Annotated in this window: 14 protein-coding genes and 3 tRNA genes; 8 read left to right on the top strand and 9 right to left on the bottom strand. The window is 53.3% G+C overall.

Going from position 1 to position 23,168, the window contains the following annotated elements; genetic code table 11:
* Positions 1-53: 53 nt before the first annotated feature.
* A complete protein-coding gene (locus Q0Y46_RS06510) occupies positions 54-1,874 on the top strand; it encodes a glycoside hydrolase family 9 protein (protein ID WP_297945948.1) in 1,821 nt (606 codons plus the stop codon).
* Between the two features lie 73 nt (positions 1,875-1,947).
* Here Q0Y46_RS06510 and Q0Y46_RS06505 read toward each other — a convergent pair whose 3' ends face one another.
* A complete protein-coding gene (locus Q0Y46_RS06505; protein ID WP_295679690.1) occupies positions 1,948-2,916 on the bottom strand; it encodes a M23 family metallopeptidase in 969 nt (322 codons plus the stop codon).
* Between the two features lie 145 nt (positions 2,917-3,061).
* Entirely contained in the window at positions 3,062-3,919 is an 858-nt protein-coding gene (locus tag Q0Y46_RS06500) for a phosphatase PAP2 family protein (protein ID WP_295679687.1), read from the bottom strand.
* Between the two features lie 325 nt (positions 3,920-4,244).
* On the opposite strand from Q0Y46_RS06500, the gene Q0Y46_RS06495 reads away from it, so the two are divergent.
* Complete coding sequence (locus Q0Y46_RS06495; RefSeq protein WP_073192198.1) at positions 4,245-5,657, top strand: glycine--tRNA ligase; 1,413 nt, start codon at positions 4,245-4,247, stop codon at positions 5,655-5,657.
* Between the two features lie 168 nt (positions 5,658-5,825).
* On the opposite strand, the gene Q0Y46_RS06490 is transcribed toward Q0Y46_RS06495, so the two are convergent.
* The 7 genes from Q0Y46_RS06490 to Q0Y46_RS06460 all read right to left on the bottom strand — a co-directional run bounded on the left by Q0Y46_RS06490 (position 5,826) and on the right by Q0Y46_RS06460 (position 10,168).
* A tRNA-Asp gene (locus tag Q0Y46_RS06490) sits at positions 5,826-5,901 on the bottom strand.
* Between the two features lie 129 nt (positions 5,902-6,030).
* Positions 6,031-6,106 (bottom strand) — tRNA-Asp (locus Q0Y46_RS06485).
* A 23-nt stretch (positions 6,107-6,129) separates the two neighbouring features.
* Positions 6,130-6,204, bottom strand: a tRNA-Val gene (locus tag Q0Y46_RS06480).
* 7 nt (positions 6,205-6,211) lie between these two features.
* Positions 6,212-6,403, bottom strand: coding sequence for a hypothetical protein (locus tag Q0Y46_RS06475; RefSeq protein ID WP_290961435.1), 192 nt, complete (start codon positions 6,401-6,403; stop codon positions 6,212-6,214).
* Positions 6,404-6,633: 230 nt separating this feature from the next.
* Complete coding sequence (locus Q0Y46_RS06470; RefSeq protein WP_295679682.1) at positions 6,634-8,913, bottom strand: HDIG domain-containing metalloprotein; 2,280 nt, start codon at positions 8,911-8,913, stop codon at positions 6,634-6,636.
* Positions 8,910-9,860: a PhoH family protein gene (locus tag Q0Y46_RS06465; RefSeq protein ID WP_295679679.1), complete on the bottom strand. Its 951-nt coding sequence runs from the start codon at positions 9,858-9,860 to the stop codon at positions 8,910-8,912. The genes Q0Y46_RS06470 and Q0Y46_RS06465 overlap by 4 nt, the downstream gene beginning before the upstream one ends.
* Positions 9,857-10,168: a hypothetical protein gene (locus tag Q0Y46_RS06460; RefSeq protein ID WP_295679677.1), complete on the bottom strand. Its 312-nt coding sequence runs from the start codon at positions 10,166-10,168 to the stop codon at positions 9,857-9,859. The genes Q0Y46_RS06465 and Q0Y46_RS06460 overlap by 4 nt, the downstream gene beginning before the upstream one ends.
* Before the next feature lie 84 nt (positions 10,169-10,252).
* On the opposite strand from Q0Y46_RS06460, the gene Q0Y46_RS06455 reads away from it, so the two are divergent.
* The 6 genes from Q0Y46_RS06455 (at position 10,253) to Q0Y46_RS06430 (ending at position 22,844) form a co-directional block, all read left to right on the top strand.
* Positions 10,253-11,629, top strand: coding sequence for a Xaa-Pro peptidase family protein (locus tag Q0Y46_RS06455; RefSeq protein WP_295679675.1), 1,377 nt, complete (start codon positions 10,253-10,255; stop codon positions 11,627-11,629).
* A gap of 82 nt (positions 11,630-11,711) precedes the next feature.
* A complete protein-coding gene (locus Q0Y46_RS06450; RefSeq protein WP_297945945.1) occupies positions 11,712-15,140 on the top strand; it encodes an MFS transporter in 3,429 nt (1,142 codons plus the stop codon).
* The gene (locus Q0Y46_RS06445) at positions 15,137-16,045 is read left to right on the top strand and encodes a hypothetical protein (protein ID WP_297945943.1); all 909 of its coding nucleotides are present in this window, start codon (positions 15,137-15,139) and stop codon (positions 16,043-16,045) included. Before Q0Y46_RS06450 ends, Q0Y46_RS06445 begins: the two co-directional genes overlap by 4 nt.
* 97 nt (positions 16,046-16,142) lie before the next feature.
* On the top strand, positions 16,143-18,416 hold the full coding sequence (locus Q0Y46_RS06440; RefSeq protein ID WP_297945941.1) for a DUF6055 domain-containing protein: 2,274 nt from the start codon (positions 16,143-16,145) through the stop codon (positions 18,414-18,416).
* A gap of 384 nt (positions 18,417-18,800) precedes the next feature.
* A complete protein-coding gene (locus Q0Y46_RS06435) occupies positions 18,801-20,579 on the top strand; it encodes an OmpA family protein (RefSeq protein WP_295679665.1) in 1,779 nt (592 codons plus the stop codon).
* 96 nt (positions 20,580-20,675) lie between these two features.
* The gene (locus tag Q0Y46_RS06430) at positions 20,676-22,844 is read left to right on the top strand and encodes a polysaccharide biosynthesis tyrosine autokinase (protein ID WP_295679663.1); all 2,169 of its coding nucleotides are present in this window, start codon (positions 20,676-20,678) and stop codon (positions 22,842-22,844) included.
* The last annotated feature ends 324 nt before the right edge of the window (positions 22,845-23,168 follow it).

Genomic DNA, 23,168 nt, shown 5'->3' with positions numbered 1-23,168 from the left:
TTCGTTTTTTACACTAGATTTAGAATTGTGAGATTGTTTTCCAGGAGAGAACGATGAATACAAAGAGAATAACACTTCCGGTAATCCTTGCCTTGTCTGGCGTTTCTTTTGCTGCAACGGCCTATATTAACCAGATTGGCTATCGAACGAGTGGTTTCAAGGAACTTACTCTGTTCGAGGGGAGTGGTAACGTTGATTTTGTCGATCAGTCGGGCCAGACGGTGCTTTCTGTGACTCCTTCGGCTGCCGCGAATTGGGATGGCAGTGGTCAAAGTGTACAACTCGTTGATTTCTCCGAACTCAAGACTCCTGGTACTTACACCATCAAGGTGAACGGGCAAGAAGTCCGCAAGGACCTGAAAATCGCGGACAATACCTACGGCGAGGTGTCGAAGGCGCTCTTGAAGTGGTTCTATTACCAGCGTGCTTCTATGGCTCTGGACGAACAATATGCGGGCAAGTGGAAACGCAGTGCGGGTCACCCCGACATGAGTGTGGCTTTCCATAGCTCCGCCACGGGTGGCAGTGGTACTGTCGATAGCCCCAAGGGCTGGTACGATGCTGGCGACTACGGCAAGTACATCGTGAATTCGGGCATTTCCACCTACACGCTCCTGAGCCTCTATGAGCATTTCCCTGCTTATTTTGACAAACTCAAATGGAATATCCCGGCCGACGGTAACCTGCCGGATTTGCTTGTCGAAATCAAGTACAACCTGGATTGGATGCTGACCATGCAGGCTGCGGACGGGGGCGTCTATCACAAGCTTACGACGCTCCAGTTCTGCGGCACGGTGATGCCGAACGAAGACGTGGATACTCGTTATATCATTGGAAAAAGCGTTACGGCAACGTATGATTTTGCCGGGGTGATGGCTGTTGCCGCCCGTGTGTACGAGAAGTTTGATGCCACGTTTGCAACCAAGGCCCTTGAAGCTGCCAAAAAGGCGTATGCCTGGGGTGAAGCGAACCCGAACGTGTTCTACAAGCAGCCGCACGATGTGGCTACAGGAACCTACTCCGACAACAATGCCAAGGACGAAAAGAACTTTGCTGCTGCGGAACTCTATGTGACGACCAAGGATGCCTCGTACAAGAGTGAAGGTGCTTTTACGACGATTCCGGGGTGGGCTGACATGAGTGGCTTGGTCACCTACAGCAAGGCTTCGCATTCGGATGTGTTCAGTGATGCCGCTGCTGCGAAAGACAGTCTGCTTGCCGCTGCCGACCGCTATGTGAAAAATGCCTCGACCGGCTTTGGTGTGCCCATGACGAAGGGCGACTTTTACTGGGGCTCGAACAGTGTGGCCGCCAACATGGGTGTCTGGCTGCTTTACGCCTACTACCTGACTGCCGACAAGAAGTATTACAATTCGGCGGTGCGTACGCTCGACTACCTGTTGGGAAAAAATCCGATGGACATGTCCTATGTGACTGGGTTCGGTTCCAAGTCCCCGATGCACCCGCATCATCGCCCGAGCCAGGCCGATGGAATCAATGAACCGGTACCGGGGATGCTCGTGGGTGGCCCGCAGCCCGGCGGCGAGGATATCGGTAAAAATGAATGGGAATGCAAGGATTACCGTGTGAACGGGGCTCCTGCCAAGTCTTATCTGGACGACGAATGCAGCTATGCGAGCAACGAGGTCGCTATCAACTGGAATTCTCCGATTGCCTATTTGGCGGGGGCCATTGAGGCGCTCAATTCGGGATTTGCTCCGTCTTTTGCTGTCGATGGAGTTGTTGCTCTCCCGAAGGCTCGCCCGGTGTTAAAGGCTGTCGACGGCTCTCCGAAACTGCGTTTTGACAGCCACAAGGTGTTTATCGAAAGCAACGGAATCCGCTACGATTTGAAGGGCAAGAAACTCAAGTAATTTGTTTCCTGATTCAAAAAGCGCGTCCTGTTCAGGATGCGCTTTTTCTATGCAGAAAATTGCAGCGTTGTGTTTAGGAGCAGCGCAAAACCTGACCCGGACGGATGAGGTTGCCCTTGATGTTGTTCAACTGCTTGAGTCGCTGGATGCTGATGCCGTACTTGCGGGCGATTTTCCCGAGGCAGTCTCCGCTGCGCACTTTGTAGTAGCGGTGCTTGGACAGTTCCTTCTGGAATCCGCCTTCGGCGGCGAGCAGCTTTTCAGGGTCGAGTTCGACGCTCACGTTCCAGAATGTGCCTTGTTCAAAGTTGAAAATGGTGGCGGGGTCGATGTAGATGCCCTCGTAGCGCATCTCGAAGTGCAGGTGCGCCCCGAACGAGCGGCCCGTGTTTCCTCCGACGCCGATGGTGTCCCCGGCCTGGAGCTCGTCGCCGACGTTCACGTTCCAGCTGGCGAGGTGCGCATAAAGCGTCGTGAGGCCGTTCCCGTGGTCCAGGATGACGTACTTGCCATAGCCCCTGCGGCGGCCCTGATTGCGGACTTTTACGACTTTTCCGGCAAAAGCGGCCACGATAGTGCGGTTCTCACCATGGCAAAGGCCCAAATCGATGCCGCGGTGCATGCGGTAGGTACGGATCCCGTAGGGGCCTGCGATTCGGCGGCTTTCGGTCGGGACGATGGCCGTGGTCATGTCCAGCTGGAGTTTCTTGAGTTCCTGGCCCGCGAATGCGGAGTCGGTAAAGGCGGCGAGTTCTGCGTCGGCTTCTTCCTGGCTCATTTCGTTCGGGTTATCTGCCGTATCGGCGCTTGCTTCGGCAGCAGCGCTTTCCTGGAGTTCGTTTTTGACCGTGGAACCGGGGTGCATGTGCAGACCCGCATCGGAATTGTCGGAAATTTCTTTCAGGGATTCAAGAGCGTCGTCGTCGAGAGTCAGTGCGGCATTCTCTTCGAGTCGCTGGATGGCATCTTCAGCAATGTTGTCTTCTTTCGCGAGAACGGCAAACGGGAGGGCAAGCAATAATATAGATATATGCAATTTCATAATAATCGTTGGGGTAAAGATATATCATTTAGCGGTATTTGTCACCAAGAAATAGCTTATTTAATTCTGTAGAAATAGCCGAAATATTCAAATTGTGTGGTGTATCACAATTCGGGTATGGTGAATGTTGTTTTTGCTCACATTATTAGATTCGCACGCTCAAGACAGCACCTTTATAATCGTCATAGAATACTGGTGCGATGGTGACTTTGGGTATTGTTTTTGTTGCCCCTGTTTTTTCTTTATAGAAAGTATTCCCGATGTACCAACCGATGGATGCTCCCATCAATGTGCCTGCGATGGCATCGGAAAACCAATGTGCTTCGCCTTTGGCTCCTAGCACCATACTTGTGGCAACGTAGCTTGCGTAAAGCCCGCAGCCTGCAACAATCCAAGGGTTGTCGCGGTTGTAGCTTGCGATACTCATGGCCAGTGAAGCGTTTGTCATGGAATGGCCAGAAGGCCAGCCGTAAAAAACGCCACGCCTGCCGAATCCCCACTTGAAATCGCGTGAAAGTTCTCCGTTGTTGTTTTCGGCATTGGGGTGTGCTCGTCCCGAAATGGCCTTGAGAATGTTGTTGTAGAGGAATGCGACGGCGGTTGCCTGCGCTGCAACTGCTCCTGTATTGTTTAGAGCCTTGTTGCTACTGATAAAGTACATGTACCCGGGAACGAGAAAGGGGAAGACGGTTCCCATGGCCATCCCCGGAGTGAATGCGATGCCAAAAGCGACAGTGTTTTGGCGTGCGGCAAACCTCGCCACCATGAGGTCGTAATCGTTTGTGGAAAGGTAATATGTGGCTGCGCTACCGGTCGCGTGGAAAAGGAATGGCCAACCGACGAGGCTCCAGAGCATATTGCTGCCTAGGTGGTCAAACGGAGATAGTTTTTGAGTGGAATCATTTGTCGCCGAGAAATCTGCGCTTTGAATTGCTGCTGAGTTGCCTCCTTGTGCGAAGGCGACTGCTGTTGCAAATAAAATAACGTAGACCAGATTTCTCATGTTGAAAATATACAACTTTTCAGTAATGTTGAATATGAACCCATTGTTTCTAGAATCCTTGGACTTGTCATCTTTTATTAGACGAGAGAATGCCCGCTAGGGCGGGCTACAGACGAAAGACGAAAGAAAAATGCAAAAATAGGCATGTTTATATACTAGAAAATCTCTCGTCTTTTCATATCATGAGTTCCTTTTTCCTTTTTTTCCTAACCACTAACCACCAACCACTAACCACTATTTGCTAAATTTGCACTCCGTCAGGGCCTATCATCCAGGTAGGTTCCTAGTCCGGCACGCCAAAGAGCCTGCCGATAAAGGATATAAAATGGCAAAGAAAGTTCAGGATGCCCTCAAGGACATCATCTCCCTCTGCAAGCGCCGCGGTTTCATTTTCCCCGGCTCCGAAATTTACGACGGCCTCGCCAACACTTGGGACTACGGTCCGTATGGCGTGGAACTGAAGCGCAACATCAAGAACCTCTGGTGGAAGAAGTTTGTGACCAGCCGCCAGGATGTGCTCGGTCTCGATAGCTCCATTCTTTTGAACCCCCGCGTTTGGAAGGCCTCTGGCCACGTGGGCAACTTCTCTGACCCGCTGGTCGACTGCCTCGCTTGCCACGAACGTTTCCGTGCCGACCAGCTTTTGGAAGACAAGCTCGGCGAAGGCTGCTGCGCCGGCAAGAACTTTGATGAAGTCCACCAGATGATGATGGACAACAAGATTGAATGCCCGACCTGTGGCAAGACCGACTGGACCAAGCCCCGCGCATTCAACCTGATGTTCCAGACCGAAATCGGTGTGATCGAAGGCGAAGGCAACAAGGTTTACCTCCGTCCGGAAACGGCTCAGGGTATCTTCGTTGACTTCAAGAACATTGTCGACAACGTCCGCCCGCGTATCCCGTTCGGTGTGGGACAAATCGGTAAGTCCTTCCGTAACGAAATCACTCCGGGTAACTTCATCTTCCGTACCCGCGAATTCGAACAGATGGAACTTGAATTCTTCTGCGAACCGGGCACCGAACTTGACTGGTATAATTTCTGGCGCAAGTACTGCTTCGACTGGCTCGTAAACGACCTCGGCGTGAACAAGGAAAAGCTCCGCCTCCGCGAACATGCCAAGGAAGAACTTTCCCACTACTCCAACGGCACCACCGACGTCGAATACGAATTCCCGTTCGGTTGGGGCGAACTCTGGGGTATCGCCAGCCGTACGAACTACGATTTGACGCAGCACCAGAACGAATCCAAGGTCAAGCAGGAATACATTGACCCGGTCCAGAACAAGCGTTACATCCCGTACGTGGTGGAACCGTCCCTCGGTGTGGAACGTCTGCTCCTCGTGCTCCTCTGCGACGCCTACGACGTGGAAAAGCTCGAAAACGACGAACGTACCGTGCTCCACTTTGACCCGAAGATTGCTCCGGTGAAGGTTGCCGTTCTCCCGCTCGTGAAGAAGGGCCAGGTGAAGGCCAAGGCCGAAGAACTCTACCAGAAACTCCTCAACCGCTGGAACGTGGAATACGATGAAACGCAGTCCATCGGTAAGCGCTACCGCCGTCAGGACGAACTCGGCACGCCGTTCTGCGTGACCGTTGACTTCGACACGGTGGGCGAGGGTGAATCCGATCCGGCAAAGCTCGGCTTCGTGACGGTTCGCGAACGCGACTCCATGAAGCAGGAACTGGTGAAGATCGACGAACTCGAAGCTTACCTCTCCGCAAAACTCGGCTGCTAGCTTAGTAGACAGTAGGCAGTAAACAGTAGACAGTGGTGGAGCTTTGCTCCACAATTGTCTCGCCACTGCTTACTAACCACTAAAAAAGATCCCGGAAACGGGTTCTTTTTTTATTCAGTACAAATTCAGTACAAACGAAAAGCCCTCTCTTTCGAGAGGGCTTTTTCGCGGGATAGACGAGGCTTGAACTCGCAACCTCCGGCGTGACAGGCCGGTGCTCTAACCAAAATTGAGCTACCACCCCAGTGGTTTGCCAAATATATTAATTGTTTTGAATCCTGTCAAGGGTATTTGGAATTTAATTCGTCTTTTTTTTATTGAAAATCATGCTTTGCAAAAATGAAAAACCCTCTCTTTCGAGAGGGCTTTTTCGCGGGATAGACGAGGCTTGAACTCGCAACCTCCGGCGTGACAGGCCGGTGCTCTAACCAAAATTGAGCTACCACCCCAAATCGTTTCCGATTTTCGGTAGTGGGCGATAACGGATTCGAACCGCTGACATTCTGCTTGTAAGGCAGACGCTCTGAACCAACTGAGCTAATCGCCCGGATTTGTTACTTCTTTTCTTCTTTCTTGCCGCTCCAGAGGATTGCGATGGGGATAATCACCACATAGGCAAGCGAGAGGATAAGAGGCGCAACCGTGAGCGAGACCGGATTGTCTGCCGGGCCGGAGGCGAGACAGATAAAACCGATGACGAGCATCAGGACACCGACAGCAATAAGAATGAGATTCTTTTTATTCATCCGATAACCTTCTATTCGTTCTCAAAGTTACAGAGCCAAATATACAAAGTTTATGGCCATTGTCAACCGATTCCCCGTATTTTTGGCGAAATAATTGGACTTAGGCTAGAGGTGAGAGACTAGAGGCTAGAGGTTAGTGAACAAGAATCTCGCACTTCGTGCGTCAATATAAGACGGCGAAGCCGTGATATTTCTCCCTAGCCTCTAGATCCTTGATTCTAATCCCTTACTTACCTTTGTCCCGGATACTTCACTCGCGTGTGATACGTCCCGTCGAGGCTGTGCAGGAATGCCTTCTCCAGCTTGAACAGTTCCTTGATGGAAAGGTCGCTTTCGTTGAACTGGCCTTCCATGAAGCGGCCCTGGATTGTCTTGTGGATCATTTCTTCCAGACTTTCGGGGGAGGTGTCTGTCATGGAGCGGCTGGTGGCTTCGATGATGTCGGCGAGCATGAGGATGGCGGTTTCCTTGCTCTGCGGCTTCGGGCCTTTGTAACGGAAATCTTCTTCCTTGACGACCTTGTCGGTATCGGTCGTCTCTTCGAGGGCCTTGTGGTAGAAATACTGGATGATGGTCGTACCGTGGTGCTCGGTGATGCCTGCGGCAACGAGGTCCGGAATCTTGTATTCTTTTGCGAGGATGGCTCCGTGCTCCACGTGCCCTGTGATAATCTTGACGGACTGGTACGGGTCGAGCGAGTTGTGCGGGTTCACGCCCTGCTTCTGGTTCTCGGTAAAGTATTCCGGGCGCATCGTCTTGCCGAGGTCGTGGTAGAGCGCCATGACGCGGACCAGGAGGGAGTTGGCACCGATGCTGTCGGCAACCTTCTCGGCGAGGTTCGAAACCTGGATGCTGTGGTGGAACGTGCCGGGAGCGAGTTCCGAGATGCGCTTGAGGGCCGGCCTGTTGAAGTCGGACATCTCCATGAGTGTAAGCACGGTCGTGATGCCGTGGATGCGTTCAATCAAGTGCATAAAGAGCACGGATGCGATTGCCGTACAGGCGATGACGTTTACGCTTGCGGCGATGAGCGTCTGGTAGAACGGGGCGAATTCCATGCGGTTACGCAGCAGGAACATAATCGTGATGGCGACGGCCAAAGAACCGATGCCGGCGAAAATTCCCCACAAGAACTGTACGCGGTAGCGCATGCGGGTCAGCGGCTGTGTCGTGGTGAAGAGCACCACGATGACGGCGATGGTCGCTGCGAGGTCGTATCCGTTGAGAATGCCGAACGTGAATGCGGAGAATACGCAGAAGCCTGTGCTCAGGCGCCTGTCGTAGAGCACGGTCGCGATGACCGGCGTGAAGGCGAACGGGTACAGCCACATGAAGTCCACCTTCTCGGAGAAGGAGGCGAGTTCAGGAGTCTGGCTCAGGAAGTCCGTGAGGTACTTGCCGCCCCAGAAGGCGAACAGCTGCAAAGCGACGAGTACAGACAAACTCCACAATTGCCTCGGGGTCCTGAACATCGAGTGCGTCGAGACCACGAGCATGAACAGGTAGAACGCCGTGATGACGATGAGGAACATGAGGAAGTGCCCGTACGGTGCGGTCAGCACTCTCGAGTTCTCTTCTTTTTTCTGGGCAAGCTGCAGCGCGTCAATCCTTTCGAGAATTTCCTTGGTGACGGGAGAACCTTGCGTCACGATTTCCATGCCGCGCGGAATCATGCCCTTGATGCGGGTCACCTTGTCGCGGGCCTGCTGCTTGCGGGCCATCGTCTCTTTATCGAGGTAGAATACGTTGGGCAGAGTGAATACGTACAGTGCTTCGTAGAAGGCGCTCAAGATACCTTGGTCGTTGGGGAAACTGAGTTGCAGTTCTGCAAAGGTTTCGTCGATGCTGCGCTGGACCGGCTGTATGGAACTGACTTCGAGCGTCAATTCCTGGTTGTCCTTGATTAGCGCGACGTTCGGTTTGTTGTAAATGATGAACTTGAGTTCCTGGACGTTGTATGTATCGCGGTAAAGCTGCACTGCCGTTTCGGAACTGGCGATGTACGTGTTAGAGACTCCCTTTTGCAGCATCTTGCTGAATTTCGAAAGCAGGGAATCCCTTGCCTTGGAGTTGACGCTCAGCTGCTTGATGGCCGAAGGGGAAAGGCGGGACTTGAGTGTTTCGTAAAGGCGGGAGGCCTGTTGCACCTTGGGCTGGATGGGCGATTCTTCGTCGTCGGCCGAGTTGATTTGGGACTGGAGCGCGCCGTACGAGGCGAGTTTGGAGAGGTACTGCTTCAGGTCGTCGTAGATGCGGTTGCTTTCGTCGGTGTTGAACTCGAAGATGGCGTTGATCTTTTCGGCGGCGCGGTTGCGTTCCTGCTCAATTTCTTGTTCGGTCTTGGGAACCTCGAAGTTGATGGGGGCAACGATGGTGCGGGTGCTGAGCTGCCCCAGGTGCGGGCGTTCGGCTTGCACGGCTACGTTCTTGTCTGGGAAAAGCAAGAAGGCGATGCCTAGTATGAGTAGCCATCCGATAAAGAGGTGGAGCTTCATCTGTTTCTTCTTCATTTCTTTTTTTCCTTTTCGGCGTAGGCGTGCAGGATGTCCTTGACCAGGTGGTGGCGCAGGATGTCGGTTGCCGTGAACTGCACTTGCGCGATTCCGGGAATCCCTTTCAGGATTTTCATGGCGTGCTCCAGACCGGAAACCTGACCTGCGGCGAGGTCCACCTGTGTGGCATCCCCTGTAATGATAGCTTTACTATGGGGGCCCAGGCGCGTGAGAAACATTTTCATCTGCGCAATTGTCGTGTTTTGCGCTTCGTCGAGGATGATGAAGGCCCTTTTTAGCGTGCGTCCGCGCATGTAGGCGAGGGGGGCCACTTCGATTGCTCCGGATTCTTCGTACCGGCGGAGCTTTTCGGCGGGGAGGAGTTCAGAAAGGCTGTCGTGGATCGGGCGCAGGTACGGCGCGATTTTTTCCTTGAGGTCGCCGGGCAAAAATCCGAGCGATTCTCCGGCTTCGACTGCCGGTCGGACAAGGCAAATCTTTTCGGCTTCGTGCCGCTCGAGGCTTGCGACGGCAAGCGTTACGGCGAGGAATGTCTTGCCGGTCCCTGCAGGGCCTTTGGCGAAAATGACGTCGTTCTTTTCGACGGCTTCGACCAGTTCCACTTGCGAGGGGGTCTTTGCCGAGATGGCGATGCCGAACCGGTTGCGGAAGATGGGGGCGTCGGGGATGGACTTGCCGGACGGCTCGACGGTCGGGCCAAGGATGCGGTCGAGTTGCTTGGCTGTCATGCCGTCGCCATGCCTTGCCGACATCTTGAGCTGGTCCAGCACGGAGAGTACACCCTCCATGTCGGCCCCCTTGCGGGGCTTGATGCGGAGCCCCGGGAGTCGCGTCTGGATCTCAACAGAAAAACGGCTCTCCAATAACCGGAAAACCGTCTCGTTCTCGCCTGAAACAATGCGTTTCAGGTCGTCGGAAATATGATAATGCTCTTCGTTAATCATTCACCGGCAGAAGCGTCGTCGCTCCCTTGACCGGTGGGCAAACCGAGCTTGTTCTTGGCGTCGAAGATTTCCTTGCGGAGCTTGTGGTTCTCTTCAGTGAGGGCCATGGCTTCCTTTTCGGAATCCTTGAGTTCGTCTTTGTCGACCTTGACCGGTTTTTTCTTCTTTACGGTGTTGCCGCTACCATCGTCTTCGTAGGAGTATCCGTCGTCACCGCTTTCTTCGCTACCACCGGAGGAACCGGCGCAAGCAGTGAACATGGCAAGGCTGAGAGCAGCGAGGATGAGTTTCCAATTCTTTAAAATCATTATTCAGGCTCCATTCTAGTCTGTGGTAGCCTAAATATATATTGTTAAAAGGCAATTAATTGTAAAAAACATAAATTTTTACCTATGCAAAAGGATTTTTCTTTGGCGAAAGCCTATTCTCAGGTATTTGTATCTTCTTGTAAACATGATTCCAGGGAAATTTACCATGCCCGGCGCATGGCCCTGATGGAAAAACTGGATTCTGTTTGCGTTTTTGCGGGTATGCCCGTGGATCCAGGGTGCGAGGAAGCCTTCACTTCCACTTGGACTAAGTTTATTCAAGAACCGGCATTTCTCTTTTTGACGGGTGTGAACCAGGCAGGATGTTTTTTGCTGCTCGACCCCGCATCCAAGTCCGAAATCCTGTTCGTCCCGAAAAAAGACCCGTTCAAGGAATTTTGGGTGGGCAAGCGGATTGGCTACCTGGATGGGGATTCCGAGGCCGCGCAACTGACGGGGTTCAAGGATGTTCGGCCAGCCGACAAGTTCTACGAGACTCTTGAATCTCTTGTGAAGAAGAAGGGATCAAAGTCGTTTGTTTATGCGTTTTTTCATGATAAATTCCAGGGCGACCACAACTGGAAGTTCAAACAAAAAGTGGAACGAGCCCTGCGGCCACATAGGGTTGCTGTGCGGAGTGCCGCCGATTTGCATTGGGAACTGAGACTCCCGCTGGATGCCCCGCGCATCGATGAAGCAAAGCGCGCGCAGGTGGCCACGGACAAGGCTTTCCGCAAACTGTTGGAGGTTATGCCCACGTTCAAGGGCGAGCGTGATTTGGGCCTGTTCCTCGACCACCAACTGCTCCTCGGTGGCGACGGGGATTTGGCATTCCCGACCATTGTCGCTTCGGGCGAGAACGCCTGCTGCCTGCATTACGTGAAAAAGGACGAACTTCTCAAGAAGGGGAGCCTGGTGCTGCTCGATTTCGGAACCCGCGTAGGGACGCTCCACAGTGATATTTCGCGAACCATTCCCGTGAACGGCAAGTTCAATCCTTTGCAAAAAATGTTGTACGAAATTGTCCTGGATTCTGCCGCAGTTTACCGCCGTGCGGTGCGCCCTGGGGTGTCCCTCAAGGAAATCGGGCAAATCCCGTGGGACTACATTATGGAACAACTCGAAACGCGCCTGGTGAAGGGGGCTCGCGGTACTTACAAACTGCTGTACGACCGCCGTCCGCATGGAGTGAGCCATTTTATCGGGGAGCAAATCCACGAAGGGGATCCGGGGAGCCGTTCGCTTACGACGGTGCTCGAACCGGGCATGATGATTTCGTGCGAACCGGGGCTTTACGGGACGTTCTCGGCGACCATCGGGGGCAAGCGGTATCGCGAAAAAATCGGTATCCGCATCGAGGACGACTTGCTGATTACCGGGACTGGGCATGTCAACCTTTCTAGGCATATTCCCAGGACTGTTGCCGAAATTGAGTCGCTAATGGGGTGTGGGAAGTCCTGAAATATTATTTAAAACATCCAGTCCCCCTTTTTTAGAGCATGGATTTATATCTTTATTCCCAATATTCATCAAGGACTCGAATATGTGGAAAATTAAGGGTTCGGTAAGATTTTTCTTATCCATTCTCGCAATGACCTTTGTGCAGATGGGCGTATTTATCTATGCACAGAAAATCCTGTCGGGGTCGTTCACTGCTGGGGAAAGTGGCCAGATTTGGCAGAGCTTCATGCTTCAGATATTCTTTATCGCCCCCTACGTACTGATGTTCTTCCCAGCCGGGTTCTTGGCCAACAAGTTCTCGAAGAACAAGGTCTTGGCTTGGTCTGCCTTGTTCATGACGGCTTTTGTTATTGCAATGTCTGTCCTTGTGACTTGCGGGTGCCCGAGAGTTGCCTTCTGGCTTTCCATTGGTCTTTCGTCTGGTTTTGCCGTTCACAGCGTGGCCAAGTACACGATTCTCAAGGAGATGTTTGGCGTCCGCAACTTGAGCTACTCGAACGCTTTTCTCCAGATTTTCTCGCTGATAAGCATTATCTTCGCTTCGGGCCTTGTTATTGTTGCCGTGAACCTCGTTGAACTCAATGAAAGTGCGTCCTACGAGGCGGTCGGGGTGATTATTTCGCGGTCGGTGGTTATCCCGTGGGTCTTGACGGGAATCAGTGTTCTAGGTACGGTAGCAAGTTTCCTTGTTCCGAAAGTCCGTTACGAGAACCTGAACCTGAATTTCTACAAGTCCCGCCGTAAGTTCGGCATCGGTTGGCGTCATTCCACGCTCAGGGCTTCGATTATCGCCCTCGCGATGTTCTGGGCTATGGCTCAGGTGTTCGTACTCATGTTCCAGGACCTTTCCGGTTCGAACGACATCAACATGATCCAGAACATGCTGCCGTTCGCGATGGTGGGTCTCATGCTGGGCTCCATCTTTGCGGCGCAGAAATCCAAGGACTTCATTGAGACCGGGTTCATTCCTCTGGGCATGATTTTTGTTTCTGTCTGCATGTTCCTCGTCCCGTTCCTCGTGCATCCGGTTGCACTCGCTATCTTGTACACGCTTATCGGTTTCTGCGGTGGCATGTTCCTTGTGCCGGTGAACGCCTTGCTCCAGTACAATACGCGTCCGAACAATTCGGGCTGGGTCCTTGCGCTTGCTAATTTGATCCAGGCGGTCGTGCTGGTCGCGTTCCTGTTCCTGTTCTCCTGGATGCGCCACTATACGGCGATTCCTCCGCAGCTTTACTTTATCGGTCTGGCCATTATTTCGATAGGCGTGTTTGTCTGGGCTATTTCCAATTTGCCCCAAGCTTTGATTCGCTCTATCTTGCGCCTTGTTTTCAACAAGTACCAGATTCGCGTTCTCGGTGTCCAGAATATCCCGAACGACGGCCCGATTCTCTTGGTGGGCAACCACCACAGCTTTATCGACTGGGCCATGGTCCAGATGGCGTCCCCGCGTTCGCTCACTATTGCGACGAGTAAGGACCACTTCGAAAAATGGTACTTACGCGCTTTGCTCAAGCGCATGGGTGTCATCCGTTACGACTCCCGCCATCAGGAATCGGCTATGGGCCGCATCCACCAGGCTTTGCTGGAAGGCCGCGCAGTTGTATTCTTCCCGACGGGCGAGGTGTCCAAGTCTCCGCACGTCGAACCGTTTACCATCGACTACTCGAAGGTGGTCGAGGGGACGGAAGCCCAGGTGCTGCCCTTCTACATCCAGGGGCTGTGGGGCAGTAACTACAGCTACAGCGATTCCGACATGTACGGCGCTTCTTCTGAACGCGTTGTGACGGTTGCCTTCGGTGAACCGATTCCGGCCTCCACTCCGCCCAACGAGGTCCGCGCCATTGTCCGTAAGGTTTCGATTGATGCTTGGAGCTATGCCGTTTCGTTCGTTCACCCGATTGCCGATAGCTGGATCCGTACGTACAAGCGCCATATCAAGAATGGCCCTGCTATTTACAATCCCGATGGAGGGCACTTCTCCGGTTACAAACTGATGGGTGCGGTTGTCGCGTTCAGCAGGCACCTGAAGAAGATTCTCGGTTCCGACGAAAATAACGTGGGCATCATGCTCCCGCCGAGCCCTGCAGGAGTCATTGTGAACCTCGCTCTTTGGCTCTTGGGCAAGACGAACGTGAATTTGAACTACACCTCGTCGGTCGACAACGTGAAATTCTGTGCCGAACGTGCCGATGTGAAGTCCGTGATTACGAGCCGCCAGTTCATCGAGAAACTGAAAGGTCGCGGGAACGACTACTCGAAGATTGCAAGCGATAAACTGCGTTTGTTCTACGCCGAAGATTTCATGAAGGAAATCCCGAAGGCGAAGATAGCCTTCTTCCTCGTGTTCTGCATGTTCGCCCCGAGCTGGCTTATCAAGTTCTGCTTCCGCAAGCGCGTGTCGCTCGACAGCATTGCGGCCATCATGTTCAGTTCCGGTTCCGAAGGTACGCCCAAGGGGGTGATGCTGAGCCACAGGAACCTCATGGGCAACATCCAGCAGCTCGCCTGTATTTTCAACGTGACCCGCGCCGACGTGATGCTCTCGGAACTCCCGCTGTTCCATAGCTTTGGCCTTACGGTGACGACGCTTTTGAACCTCACCGAAGGTTGCCCCATCGTGACGGTGGCCGACCCGACCGACGTGAAGACCATGGCGCGAGTTTGTGCGGAATTCCGTGTGTCTGCCTTTGTCGCAACCCCGACATTCCTGCGTGCGTTTACGATTAGCCGTTACGTGCACCCGATGGCGCTCAAGTACGTGCGCCTGATTATCGCCGGTGCCGAGGCCTTGCGCCCGGAACTGGTGACCGCGTTCCGTCTCAAGTTCGGCAAAGAAATTTACGAAGGGTACGGCTGCACCGAGACGGCCCCGGTGGCATCCATCAACACCGAGAACAACCTCCGCAGCGACTACATGACCATGCAGGTGAACAACAAGCCGGGTACGGTAGGCATGGCGCTCCCTGGTTCCCAGTTCTTGATTGTGGACCCCGAGACGAACAAGCCGCTGCCGACAGGCGAGGCGGGCATGGTCTTGATTGGCGGCTGCCAGGTGATGGTGGGCTACCTCAAGGACCCCGAACGCACCCAAAGCGTGATGGTGCAAATCGATGGCAAGCGTTACTACCGCACGGGCGACAAGGGCTTCCTCGACGAAGACGGATTCCTCACGATTGTGGACCGCTACAGCCGCTTTGCCAAGCTGGGTGGCGAGATGGTGAGCCTTGGTGCCGTGGAAAAGAAGATTCAAGATACGCCGGTGCTCGAAGGTTGCGACTACGTGGTGACGGCTATCCCCGATTCGGCGAAGGGCGAAAAGATTGTGCTCCTTTACCAGGGCGAAAAAGACCCGAAGGATGTGCTTTCGGAACTGCGTGCAAGCGGGTTCCCGCCAATTATGCTCCCGGCGGCGGCATTTGCTGTGGACAAAGTGCCCAAGCTCGGTACGGGTAAGGCTGACTTTACAACGGCGAAAAAATTGGCCAAGGAATTGGTGGCGAAAAAATGAACGGATTGACACCCATACGCACGGTCCGCTTGATTGGAGCGATGATTGCCATTATTGGCATGATTTTCGTGCTCGTGTCGAGGGTACTTACCGCTGTTCTTGCAATTGCTACTGATGCGATTCACCTTGCGCTTGCGCGATATTCCAACTTTACGGGCCGGATTGCGGCGAAGAACTTTGCCGAAGACAAACAGCTTTTGGCGATGGTCAAGGATGTCAATGCCCTGTTGCCTACAGCCGAAACGGCACTTACGGTGCTTTTGGTTGTCGGTATACTCATTTTGTTGCTTGCCTTGGTTTGCTTGGCGTTTCCCAAGCAGGCGGTGCATGTCTTGGTGGCTATGCGCCTGCTCAAGTGGGATACGGTCGAACCGATGGAAGGCTTGCTCGAAGAAGAAGTGGAAGTCGAAACTCATCCGCTGTCCCGTCAAGCTAAAATTGCCATTGCCAGTTCGGCTGGGGGAGTGGTCGTTTTAATCGTGATTGTTGCCGCGCTTACGGGCTTTTCCGAAATGCACGAGGTGGCTAACGTGGAATCGGCTCTCAAGGATATGCAGGATTGGGCAGCGGGCTACGTGGATGCGCAGAAGACGTACTTTGCACGCAACAACGATATTGGTGGGCCGAAATCTTTGCAACTCCCCGATACGGCTCAGACGGATTATTTCAAGTACAAGGTGACGGGCTCGCGCTTTGTCGCCGAGAACAAGGTGCAGTTTGGTGGTTGCGCTGCCGGCAACAAGTGGACCGTCAGCTCCTCGACCAAGGGGTTCTTTACGAAGGAACTCGTGCTGTACCGCTCCTTGCCGAAGGATTCGGCTTGCGCTAAACTGACTCCGGATTTCAAGAATATTGGCCGCCATAAGAAAAATGCGGCAAATCCGGCGCCGGATGTCGCCAAATAAAAAGCTTGCCTTATAAAATTCCGAACCGGTTTTGCGTAGATATTGACGCAGCCGTTTTACGAGTATATTTTTCTTATGGGTTGTGCAAGGAGTTCCTATGAAGATTTTTATTCCGTTCCTGTTGGCGACTTTGCCATGCCTGGGTTTTGCCATAACGTGGGAAAACCAGTGCGCGGGTAATGGCTTTTCGTTAATCGATGAATCCGATCATTTCGAGGTCTGCAAGAAGCCGAAGACGGACGATGGAATCACAAACACTGTCTCAATTCCTGCAGCGGATGCCCAGGGCGTTTTGCAATCACTGGAGAAGGTTTTCTCGTTCTACACGGATTCTCTTGGATGGATGTTGCCTTTCCCCAAAAGCCCAGACAAGAAACTCAAGAGCAACATCTATGTTTTTGAAAATGCCGTGATGGCGTCGCTTTACGGCGGGCTCGATTATGTCAAGGATTTGAACGGCGAGTACGGGCCTGGCATGTGGATTGGTGTGGGGTCCTTGAAGGATTATTGGGGCACGTCGCACGAATTTGCGCACGGCCTGCAAGGTGTTGCGGGTTGGATGGGCAACAACAGCCATGCGGGCTGGTTTGCCGAGTCGCATGCCAACTGGATGGCACACCAGTACAACCCAAAGGACGCCCATTGCTCCGAATACCTCATCAACTTCCCTTATCTGTACTATGGCTCCACACGCGACCGCTACTGCAACTGGCAGTTTTTGGAACACCTCAAGGAAAAGTTCGGTGGCGGCAATGACGGTGCCAAGGAAGTGAACCGCCTCTGGATGGAATCGATCCACGATGGTGAGGACGGCCGCATGGAGCAGACTCCCTTTACTGCGATGATGATGGTGTACAGTTGGACTCTGGAAGATTTGAACCGCGAGTTCGGACAGTTTGCGATGAAGAATGCGACGTTCGAGTATGCTCCCGAAAAGAAAAAGCTCTACAGCAAGTCTTGGGGGGACTACGAATTCTCGACACGCCGGAACACTTCCAATACGGCACGGCACATGCGCGTGACGATGTTGAATAGGATGGATTCTGCCTCGGGTGGGCCGGACCGTTACATTGTACCGAACTATTGGGCTCCGCAGCGCTGGGGCTACAACATTGTGCGCATTTACCCTGATTCGGCGGGGAAGGTGACTGTCAAGTTCCGCGGGATTGTCCAGCACAAGAAGGGGGAAGGCTACAAGTGTTTTGGCGACAACGAGGATACGTACAAGGGTAAACATTACAAGTGGTGCAACTATGCACCGGATGCTTTGCCCGATCCGGCGAGCCAGTGGGCCGTGGGGTTGGTGGCCGAAGGTTCCGACGGCACACCGCGCTACAGCGAACTGATGCTGGACACGGCGGGCAATATCTCCATCGAAACGAAGGCCTCCGACAAGGCCCTCTGGCTCGCCGTGACCGCCGCCCCCTCCGAGATGCAGACGATTCTTTGGGACCAGTTCTACTATAGCGTCTACCGTTACCCGTACATGATAGAGGTGGTGAACGGGAAACCCGAAGGCTACAACGACAACTTCTGGAAACCGGCCGGCTATGCCGGCGGGAGCGCTCAAGGGTATGCGAAGCATGCGAACGGCGGTGGTTGGGTTAGTAGCAAGGCCAAGGTGGACGCTTCGGTTTATATTGGCCCGGATGCTGTCGTGAATGGCGGCACTGTTTCGGGCGATGCCCGGATTGAGGACTTTGCCGTCGTGAACGGCGGCACGGTTGGCGGGAAGGCTGTGGTCCGGGGGCGTGCGCTTGTGAGTGGTGGCAGCATGGCCGATAACGCCATCCTCGAAGAAGACGCTTGGCTCGTGAGCGGGACAATTAAGGATGATGCCCGTGTCGGGGCTCTCAGTGTCATTACGAACAGCACTGTGTCGGGGAAGGCCCAGGTCCACGGCGTCATGTGGCCTGTGGACGGGAAAAAACTGAGCGGGACGGCCCAACTCCGTGGCGACCTCGAAAACAATTTCACGTCCGAAATTTCCAAGGGCATTTTCTATGGCATGGTGAACACCGACATGCTGAACAATGCCAATTTCGGGGCCAACCTCACCGAGCCCCCGGCCGATGCGACGGCCGATTTTGCGGACTCCCGCTGGTACGCTTTGGCCGAGGATTCGCTTGCGGATGTCCCCTTGCATATGGTTTCTTGGAGGGCTCCGGCATTGGCCTCTGCAAAGGGTAGAGTGGAAATCGACGTGTTCGATTTGAACGGAAAATGGCTCGGCAGTTTCCCTGTTTTAGGAATTTCCAATCCGAATGAATGGCTTATTTTGCTCAGAAAAGCCAATTTCCCCGCGGGCATGTATGTAGTCCGTGAACGTCGAGGGCACAGGAGTTCTGTGATTAAACTAGATGAAATTTAGGGGAAAGTAACCTCTTGACGCATGTTCCTTGATGTGTTATATTTGATATTACAAAAAACTTGCACGAATGGAAGGGGACGCATGAATAATCGTCAAGGGCTCGCTGAAAAGCCTAATTATAGCACGGACCGATCTGCGCTCCAGGCTATTGAAAGAGCCTGGAAAAGTGGGGATTCGGCTTATTTCTTAAAAGTCCTCCGGGAAGCGGCCGATAAACGGGGGGCCGCTTAGCGCACCTTTGTAGGTAATAAACGGAGTGGGTTGGTCTTTTGTTTGTATTTTACATAAAAATGGATATATAATCGGGAAAAACGCGTTGCCCGGCTATTTTTATTATTATTTTATATATGATTTGGAAACCGAAAAACCAGAAGGAGTTTTAAGGTGCGTTTAATTAACAAAGTATTGGGCTGTGCGCTATTGGCGTCTAGCCTTTCGTTTGCCCATTCCGGCATTGTGGCCGGAGGATCTGATGGTTTACATCAGATTAACGCGAAAACCCTTGGCCAGTGGAATACCGTAGTCGGGACCGGGGGAACCATTGCTACCGACGCCTGGGCCTTTACTCGTGGTGGTGGTTACGAGATGGATGGCAAGCGCCATGCGTTCATGGATTGGGCCGCGACTATGTCCGGTGACTTCTTCATCGGATTCGGTCTTTTGGACTTCGTAGACCTCGGTTTAAGCATGCCTCTCTATTATGACCATGCTCCGGACAGTCCGGGCGGTGCCTCGAACATGTGGGCTATTGGCCGTGGTGACTTGGACATCTTTGCCAAGATTCGCGCCCCCTTCGACACGAATAGAATTTGGAGCGTCGCTCTCTTGTTAGACGCCTATGCCCCTACGGGTGAAACTCAGGCTGGTGTCCGTCCGAGACACGCTTGGTACTTGAACGGCGATGGTTATACGCATCCGTTGACCGCCAATAGCTGGGCATTCGGTGCAGGTTTGGCTCTCACGATGGATTTCTCCAAGAGGAACATCCCCTTGCGTTGGAACGGATCTGCTGGCGTTGTTGTTCCTACGGGAGATGGCGAGGCTACTACATTCGTGTATAGCACCGGTTTGAACCTTGTTCCGATCCAGTTTGTTGACTTCTTCCTTGAATTCAGCGGTGAAATGCGCTTGCAAGAAAAGGGAGAATACTATGTCGACCCGTTCTACGATCCGATGCTTGTGACTCCGGGTATGCGTTTCCACATCACCAAGAATGTGGATTTCGCTGTGGGTATGGATATTGCTGCTCGTACCTTCAAGAACCTCGGCTTCGATTACGAAGAAGAAATGAAGGGCTGCGACGGCAAGACAATTCACTACTCGGGTGAACGCGGCCACAAGGGTTCGTTCTGCTACGCTCCTACGCCGCTTTGGGCCGGTGCTGCTTTACTGACCATTCGTTTCGGTGGCACAGAAGAGAAAGCTCCTGAACGTCCGCTCCGCGATACGATTGTCATTAAGCACGAACCTCAGCGCGACACGATTGTCATTATCATGAAGGATACCACGAAGAAGGAAGAACCCAAGGTGGGTGATTTTGACAAGGATGGTGTACCTGACAACGTGGACAAGTGCCCCAACACCAAGCCGGGCATTGAAGTTGGCGAAGATGGTTGCCCGTTTGACCACGACAAGGATGGCGTGCCCGACTACAAGGACAAGTGCCCGAATACCGAGGCTGGAGCCGAGGTGGACAGCAATGGTTGTATCCCTGACTTTGACAAGGATGGCGTGCCCGACAATAAGGACAAGTGCCCCAACACGCTTCCGGGTGTGGTGATTGACTCCAATGGTTGCCCGCTGAACAAGAAGGAAGACCTTGACGAACTCAAGAAGGGCATTAACTTTAAGACCAATTCTGCAAAGCTGACTCCGAGAAGCTATGGTACGCTTAACGATGTCGCTCGTTTGATGAAGAAGTTCCCCTCTGCAAGCCTTGAGGTACAAGGCCATACCGATAATACGGGAACCGACGATTATAACATGAACCTCTCGCAGCGCCGTGCCCAGACCGTTGTGGACTACCTTGTGAAGAGAGGCGTGTCTGAATCTCGCTTGCGTGCTGTTGGCTATGGCAACACGATGCCCATTGCCAGCAACGATACCAAGGATGGGCGCACGATGAACCGTCGTGTAGAAATGGTCCCGATAAACAACGAGTAAAGACGGAAGTTAAATCTTTAAGGATAACGTCGAAGAACATGTCCATTGTTCCTCGGCGTTTTTTTTATTTTTATAACAAACTGAATAGGAATTTCTATGGCTGAAAACGAGAAGAGCACGACAATCAGTTTGGCTCAATTGCAGATTCCCACACCGACGGAATCGATTACGCTGCTTGAAGCATTCGGTATTCTTTGGAGCCGCAAACTGTTTTTGTTGGCATGTATGATTTTGGGTGCCCTGATTGGTATCGGGGTGGGTATGTGGATCCGTCCGCAGTTTACGAGCGACGCCCTGTTGCAAGTGAACGTCAAGGGCGGGAACAAGGCCACAAAGGCCATGGGCGAAATGGGTGCCCTGTTGGATGTCTCTAGCCCTGCCGATGCCGAAATAGAATTGATCAAGAGCCGGATGGTTCTGGACTATGTGGTCGATGCGGAACGTTTGGCTTATAGTGCGACTCCCATTAGCAAGTTGAACCGCCTTCTCCATCGCGAAGGTCGCATGGATATCGAGGAACTCAATATTCCGGCTTTGGCCCGTACTGAACGTTGGATTGCCAAAGTCCTCAGCGCGAATACGTATGCCGTCTATACACCCGAAGGCAGTAAACTGCTCGAAGGCAATGTCGGCGACCGCTTGCGTGCTCCGTATGCTGGTGACACACTCGTGATTTGCGTTAAGCTGATGCGCGCCTCGGAAGGGGAAGAATTTGCGCTCCGCCAGACCAATCCGCTGATGGCGGTTCGGAAACTCGCGCGTTCTCTTTCTGTTTCGGAGAGGGGCAAGCAGACGGGAATTATCGGGGTGAGCCTGAGCCACCGCTACCCGGATCGTGCCGCATCTATCTTGAATACCATTGCAAAAACTTACTTGCGGCAGAACGTAGAAATGCGTAGCGCCGAGGCGCAGAAGACCTTGGAATTCCTGGAGGCTCAGTTGCCTGGAGTCAAGGCGAAACTGGACAGCGCCGAAAAAATCCTTGCCGATTACCGCTATAAGATTGGCTCTGTCGACATGACCGGCGAGACCAGGGCGCACCTCGAAAAGGAAGTTGACCTGCAGCGCCAGATTCTTGAACTGGAACAGCAGCGCCAAGCCTTGATGCGCCTGTTCAAGGAAGAACATCCGAACGTGCGCACCATCGTCAAACAGCAAGACCGCCTGCGTGCCGAACTTTCCAAATTGAAGAAGACCGCCGAGACCATGCCGCTTACGCAGCAAGAAGTCTTGCGCCTGCAAGAAGAAGTCGCGGTCAACAACGAAGTCTATACGAACATGCTCAACAACATCCAGCAGCTCCGCGTGGTGCGTGCGGGTGAAGTCGGGAACGTGCGCGTCGTCGACTATGCGCAAATCGAACCCATCCAGAGCAAGCCGAAAAAGTTCAACATCTTTGTCTGCTCCATTGCGGCCTGCCTTATGCTGGGCATTCTCGCCGTTTTCGTCAGGCGTATCCTCAAGAACGGTGTGCGCAGCAGTCTCGAAGTGGAACGCGCGACAGAGCTGAGCGTGCTCGCCAAGATTCCGCAGTCCAGCAGCCGCGCCCTGAAGGGCCACCGCCACTTGAGGCACGGGAATCCGTTTGTCATCACTAAGCCCGAAGACCCAGTCAGCGAATCGTTCCGCTCTCTGCAGACGGCGTTGGAATTTTCTATGGCTTCGATGGAACACAAGGTCGTGATGATTACCGGTTTGATTCCGGGAGTCGGCAAGAGCTTCGTGTCGTTGAACCTCGCATCGCTATTTGCCGAAAGCGGCAAGAAGGTGCTGCTGATTGATGCCGACATGCGTCTAGGTATGCTGCGCGGCAAGTCCGACTTTGGCCTGGCCGAAATTCTCGGCGGCAAGGCGACTCTCGATACGGCCGTGGCTCCGCATTCTGCAGTGAAGGGCCTGTACATGGTCGGCGCAGGCAAGGCCCTCTCGGCCGCATGCGAACTGCTCCGTGGCGACAACATGGCGAAACTCGTCGAAGAGGCTCGCTCGAAGTTTGATATGGTGTTCATCGATACACCGCCGCTCAACTTGGTGACCGATGCGGAACTGATTTACCCGCTCGTCGACTTTGGCCTGTATGTGCTGCATTATGGAAAGCACAGCATCAGCGAAATCAAGGAAGTCGTCCAGAAGCTGCACCGCTATGCGCAGAAACCGGGCGCCTTCGTGATGAACCACTGCGAACACGAACCCGGCCACTACGGCTATGGCTATTACCGCTACGGCTATGGCTACGGGTATGGGCATAAGAAGGGTAGGAAGTAGACAGTAGGAAGTGGGTTTGTCATTCGCAGGCGCATGACTCGTCGGCTCTGCCATGCCGAAACGCAAGCGTTTTGGCGTGGCATTCGCCTTGGTTGTCATTGCGAAGGGCGAAGCCCTGAAGCAATCTCCGTTAGAGAATCTAGAGGCTAGGGCCTAGTGAGAAATATCACGGCTTCGCCGTCTTATATTGACGCACGAAGTGCGTGATCCTTATTCACTAGCCTCGAACCTCATCGCTCATACCTCGTACCTCGAGCCTCGCGCCTCTCTCCTGCACAAGAAAACCCCGCGTTTTTTCCGCGGGGCGTTTCTTTCGTTAGTAGT

It is taken from the genome of uncultured Fibrobacter sp., from assembly GCF_947305105.1.
GTDB lineage: Bacteria > Fibrobacterota > Fibrobacteria > Fibrobacterales > Fibrobacteraceae > Fibrobacter.
Note: the sequence above shows the minus strand (reverse complement) of the source record. Positions and strands in the feature narration are given on the sequence as shown.

Coding starts and splice junctions, on each gene's coding strand:
- Q0Y46_RS06465 (WP_295679679.1), bottom strand. CDS start 9,860: ATGATTAACGAAGAGCATTATCATATTTCCGACGACCTGAAACGCATT.
- Q0Y46_RS06455 (WP_295679675.1), top strand. CDS start 10,253: ATGCAAAAGGATTTTTCTTTGGCGAAAGCCTATTCTCAGGTATTTGTA.
- Q0Y46_RS06460 (WP_295679677.1), bottom strand. CDS start 10,168: ATGATTTTAAAGAATTGGAAACTCATCCTCGCTGCTCTCAGCCTTGCC.
- Q0Y46_RS06470 (WP_295679682.1), bottom strand. CDS start 8,913: ATGAAGAAGAAACAGATGAAGCTCCACCTCTTTATCGGATGGCTACTC.
- Q0Y46_RS06430 (WP_295679663.1), top strand. CDS start 20,676: ATGGCTGAAAACGAGAAGAGCACGACAATCAGTTTGGCTCAATTGCAG.
- Q0Y46_RS06505 (WP_295679690.1), bottom strand. CDS start 2,916: ATGAAATTGCATATATCTATATTATTGCTTGCCCTCCCGTTTGCCGTT.
- Q0Y46_RS06475 (WP_290961435.1), bottom strand. CDS start 6,403: ATGAATAAAAAGAATCTCATTCTTATTGCTGTCGGTGTCCTGATGCTC.
- Q0Y46_RS06445 (WP_297945943.1), top strand. CDS start 15,137: ATGAACGGATTGACACCCATACGCACGGTCCGCTTGATTGGAGCGATG.
- Q0Y46_RS06500 (WP_295679687.1), bottom strand. CDS start 3,919: ATGAGAAATCTGGTCTACGTTATTTTATTTGCAACAGCAGTCGCCTTC.
- Q0Y46_RS06510 (WP_297945948.1), top strand. CDS start 54: ATGAATACAAAGAGAATAACACTTCCGGTAATCCTTGCCTTGTCTGGC.
- Q0Y46_RS06440 (WP_297945941.1), top strand. CDS start 16,143: ATGAAGATTTTTATTCCGTTCCTGTTGGCGACTTTGCCATGCCTGGGT.
- Q0Y46_RS06450 (WP_297945945.1), top strand. CDS start 11,712: ATGTGGAAAATTAAGGGTTCGGTAAGATTTTTCTTATCCATTCTCGCA.
- Q0Y46_RS06495 (WP_073192198.1), top strand. CDS start 4,245: ATGGCAAAGAAAGTTCAGGATGCCCTCAAGGACATCATCTCCCTCTGC.